The sequence below is a fragment of the Salinibacter sp. genome (assembly GCF_042218895.1).
Lineage (GTDB): Bacteria > Bacteroidota > Rhodothermia > Rhodothermales > Salinibacteraceae > Salinibacter.
Genome location: NZ_JBDGQQ010000023.1, coordinates 1 through 4,279 on the forward strand (window position 1 = coordinate 1; position 4,279 = coordinate 4,279).

A 4,279-nucleotide genomic window follows, 5' to 3' on the forward strand; every position below is an offset into this window, starting at 1 on the left:
GGCTGATTGCGCGCGTCGGCGTCGACCGGCGAGTCGTCGAGGCTGTAGACGACGTACTGGCCGCCGGGCGACGGCGCGAACTCGGTAATCTGGTCGTCATTCTCCGTAACCCGGGTGACCTCCTCGGTCTTGACGTTCACGGTGAAAAGGCGCACCGGCCGGAAGAGGGTCGTGTCCTCGATGACATCGGCGTCGTCCTGGGTGGTCTCCAGGTGGTTCTCGTAGCGTGTGTTTGCCTCCCGCGCGGTAAAGAGAAGGCGATTGTTGTCGAGCCACCGCGCGCCCTGCACGCCGTGCTCGACGGACGTGATCGCCTCGGGTGCCCCGCCCCGTGGGTCGAGCCGCCAGATCTGCGTGCCACTGCTCTCCTCCTGGCCGGTGTCCCGGGACGAGAGGAACGCGATGTGGTGCCCGTCGGGGCTCCAGCGCGGAGCCTCGTTGTTACCGGTGCGCGTCAGCCGGATCGTGGCCGTCGAGTCGCCGCCGTGGGGATTGTCCCGGTAGGTGAGGTACACGTCCGACTGCGTCTCGTCGGCCTCCGGGTCGGGCGTTTCCTTCACCCACAGCACGCGGTCGCCCTCGGGCCCGATGTCGACATCCTCCAGGGACCGCTGCCCGAGGACGTGGTCGACTGTCCAGGGCCCCTCGTCGGAGGACTGGGCCTGGGCGGGCAGCGTCAGGAGCAGGGTGAGGAGGGAGAGGAGGGTAGCGCGCATGGTGGAGGATGGGGAGATTGTAGAGAGCTTTCTGAAAGACACCGGGAAATTGCAGGGGAACCGAAGTCAAAGATTCCATGCCCCACTACCGTAATACGCCGGTCCCCCCCGCTGGCAGGTAGATACACCAGGAACCGCAATCAGCATGCCGCCGAGTCGTTCGTACCGCCGAGATAGACGGCATTCGTCAGCAGATCGGTGGGCCTGTCGGCCGCCCGACGATCGGGCCTCGCTTGAGGGCCTCGTTCGAAGGCCCAGAGAGGCCGCTCGGTCGCTTTCATGACGGGCAATTCGCTGCCCGATAGCAACCGATAACGCTCTATCGGTCCTTACAGTTGTTTGTAGGCCGAGATCCGGTGTCGCGGAGGGGGGCTGGTCCTCTCCATCGGCGGTTTGCCCGGGGAAGCTCTCGCCCGGGGAAGCTACTCTGCCTCGCGGTACGCTCGGATCCAGTCGACTTCAAGCCGGAACGGGCCGCCTTTTCCATCGATGATATAGATCCCGATCGACTTCACGGCCGAGAGGTCGAGCGGATCGGCGCTCACCGGCTCCCCGTGTGCGCTCTCCTCCAGCGCGTCGAACGGGACACGGACCGTTTCCCATGAGCCGCTCGTCGGGAACGATCCGCGCCGGGTCACCTCGCGGCCTCGGCTTTCGGTCCCGTCGCTCACGTCGAGCTCAAACGTGCGCCCCCCACCGCGGACGCGGAGCTCGATCCCATCGTAGCCGGTGAGGTCCACCTGCCGGCCTGCACGAACCGACGAAAACCCGCCGCCCTCGGTTACCACCTTTCCGGTGAACACGAGCGCACCCTCGGCCACCTCGGCGGAGCCCGTCGAGCGACCGCCCATCACGCGGTCGCTCTCGACGCGCCACCGGGCTCTGCCCTTGCCTTCGAAGTCAAAAATCATCTTCGGCGAGACACCTGCACCTTCAGCACGTGGGGCGCCTGTTGCTTGGGTTCCCGTCGACTGAGCAGAGGCCGGTGTGCTCCCAGCACCTGCGGCGAAGAGTAGAGGTGCGGCGACAAGGAGAAGCGCGAGAAGACGAGACATACAATCTGGAACGACAATTTGGCTGGAACGACAATTTGGAACGACCGGGATCAGGAAATATGACGATCGGGAATCTGGAAAGGATGAAGTTCTGTCGGGCCTGCGAAGGCACGACTCAGGGACATCAGGTTTCCTGATTTGAAGGGTTCCTGATTTGAAGCCTTCCTGATTTGACAAGCGGCCATGACTGGTGTGCGGGTGCCGTCCGCGAGTCACGCGGCCCGGGCTGCCGGGGACTCCTCGCGCGAACGGCCGGCTTGTCGGGCTAGTAATCGGCCCCCGAAATCCAGGGCGAATCGAGCCGGTCCGGAGGGCAGATTCAACCGGTGGGCGATAGCCGGCGGGCGTGCGCGTTCCTACTCCTCCACGACGCTGATCGACTCCACGTCCTTTTCCGAAAAACGCACGGTCTCCCCACCGGCCGTGTCGATCTTGTATCCCTGGCGGGTTTTGCGAATGTCGTCTTTCGACTCGACCTGGAATCGGGTCTTTCGCAGATCTGTGGTGGTTACTTCGGCAACCAGCATCTCGCTGGGCGTTTCGCCTCGAAGGCGATAGGTGAGGAAGGTGGGCGGTAGCACGTCGGATTGCAAGCGAGCCTGGGCGGCCTCCCTGGGCAGACCCGGAGCCCCTGCCGTCTCGTTTCCGACCCGACTCCAGTTGCAATCACGTCGGCTGAGAAGTACGTTCAGCGCCGACGGTTGGCGTATCATAAACCAAAGTCTGATACGCTGTTGGCCTGTTTCAACTCCGGGCCCGAATGTCGCACCGCCGTGGTCCGTAGCTGAGATGTGCTTGACAACGCCCTTCATCGATCATGGATACCGAGCCAGTCCCTTCAGTTCTCGATCGGAACCGGTACGCAGAGCACCCAGAAGCGAACGAAGTGCTCAACTTCCTCGCCGATTCGGTGGCTGAGGTCGTGAACATGGGCACCCATGTTCATCAGTGGCTTCAGAGGGAAGCGTCGAAATATAGCCTGATATACGATCCCCCTCTGCTACTGCTGCGGCACTACCTGGAGATGATTGATGCGTGCTCAATCTTGCTCCGAGAGGGTGCGTCACGGCCAATGAAGGCAAACCTACGGGGAGCCCTAGAAGCTTACCTGCAACTCGAGTATCTGATGAGCGAGGAGGGAAACCTCGAAAGACGTAGCAGGGACTACATTGCCTGCCACCTCCGCAGGCAGCTGAAACGGCTCCGAAAAATGGATCCCGACACGCAGTTGGGTAAGCAGTTTAGAAGCAAGCTGGGGGAAGGTGTCCTTGAGAACTCTTCCTTGGGGGAAATAGGTGACCTTGAAGCGCGGCGCGAAAGAATCAAGGATCGGCTCTCGACCGAGTATGGTGACTCGGACAGGGCCTACAAAGAGCACCGAGAGAAACGTGGGAGTGGAACGGTGAAATGGTACCAACTCCGCAATGGACCACGGAGCCTCGTAGAGCTTTCCCAAGCTGTCGATGAGGAGCGGATATACGTAGTGTTCTACCAGAGCTTCTCCGGCTCCGTGCATGGAAGCAGCATCTTCCAGGAATTTTTCCAAGAAGATGGTGAGGACTTGTATCTGAACCCCCTTCGCACGCCCCGTGGGGCGACGACACTCACGTCAATAGTCATGACTCTCTCGTGTCGAACGTACAGGCACATCATCGAGTGCTTCGTGCCAGGAAAGATGCCGAAGCTGGAAAGTTGGTACGAGGACTATGTGATGAAGCAGGTCCGGAAAATTCAAAACGTGGAGTTAGATTTCTCATCCGACGAGGACAGCTGATTCTCTCTCCGGGTACTTTGCCTCCAGGTCTGGTGGCTTGGAAATCGGCTTGCATCCCGACCACAAACGAGCTGTGATTGACGTGCAAGTAGCATCGGATAAATCCAGTTGGACGGGTTTGTCTCCTTACCCCAGCATGCTCGTTGTGACTCTGCAGACGCCTGGGCCGGGAACGTCCCTTCGATCAATGAGCGTCGACAAAACGAGCTTTCTGGACTTCGAGTCATGGTAGACCTCCAGACGTAATCTCGGAACAGTGGATTCTATACGGTGATCTCCACGGGATTTCCGTCCGGGTCCAGCACGACGCTCTCGTAGTAGCCGTCGCCCGTCCGCCGCGGCCCCCCAACCACTTCGTGGCCGTCCTGGCGAAACATTTCTGTTAGCTGGTCGACCACCTGCTCGGAGCCGACCGAAAAGGTCACATGGGCCTACCCTTCCCGCTCGGGGCCCTCCGGCACAGACACATCAGGGACCGTGGGCTTGTGCATGAGTTCGAGCCGCGCACCAGTGTCAAAAAAAGTGCGAAGCAAACTGCCGAGTGTTTTCGGGGAGTGAGTTACCGAAGAGGATCAGAAGGCGGATTTGAGGCACTTTCTGACCCATTTTCTGACCCACCCACAAAAGAAGAGCCCCTGAGCCGCCATGAGAGGCGATTCAGGGGCTTACATTGTGGAGAGTAGGATAGACACAACTCGCGCTACCCATCGGCAAGGCGCAATTGCCTTGCTCAA

General features: G+C 60.7%; 4 protein-coding genes and 1 pseudogene. 1 reads left to right on the forward strand and 4 read right to left on the reverse strand.

Annotated elements, in window-relative coordinates; all coding sequences use genetic code 11:
- From ABEL04_RS02475 to ABEL04_RS02485, 3 genes and pseudogenes are all read right to left on the reverse strand, one after another.
- Positions 1-716 (reverse strand): annotated as a pseudogene (locus ABEL04_RS02475) (TolB family protein); the annotation flags it as partial.
- 422 nt (positions 717-1,138) lie between these two features.
- Positions 1,139-1,627: a CIA30 family protein gene (locus ABEL04_RS02480; protein ID WP_375800796.1), complete on the reverse strand. Its 489-nt coding sequence runs from the start codon at positions 1,625-1,627 to the stop codon at positions 1,139-1,141.
- A gap of 500 nt (positions 1,628-2,127) precedes the next feature.
- The gene (locus ABEL04_RS02485) at positions 2,128-2,352 is read right to left on the reverse strand and encodes a hypothetical protein (RefSeq protein WP_375800797.1); all 225 of its coding nucleotides are present in this window, start codon (positions 2,350-2,352) and stop codon (positions 2,128-2,130) included.
- A 236-nt stretch (positions 2,353-2,588) separates the two neighbouring features.
- On the opposite strand from ABEL04_RS02485, the gene ABEL04_RS02490 reads away from it, so the two are divergent.
- A complete protein-coding gene (locus ABEL04_RS02490; RefSeq protein ID WP_375800798.1) occupies positions 2,589-3,545 on the forward strand; it encodes a DUF5677 domain-containing protein in 957 nt (318 codons plus the stop codon).
- Between the two features lie 263 nt (positions 3,546-3,808).
- On the opposite strand, the gene ABEL04_RS02495 is transcribed toward ABEL04_RS02490, so the two are convergent.
- A complete protein-coding gene (locus tag ABEL04_RS02495) occupies positions 3,809-3,970 on the reverse strand; it encodes a VOC family protein (protein WP_375800799.1) in 162 nt (53 codons plus the stop codon).
- Positions 3,971-4,279 lie beyond the last annotated feature (309 nt).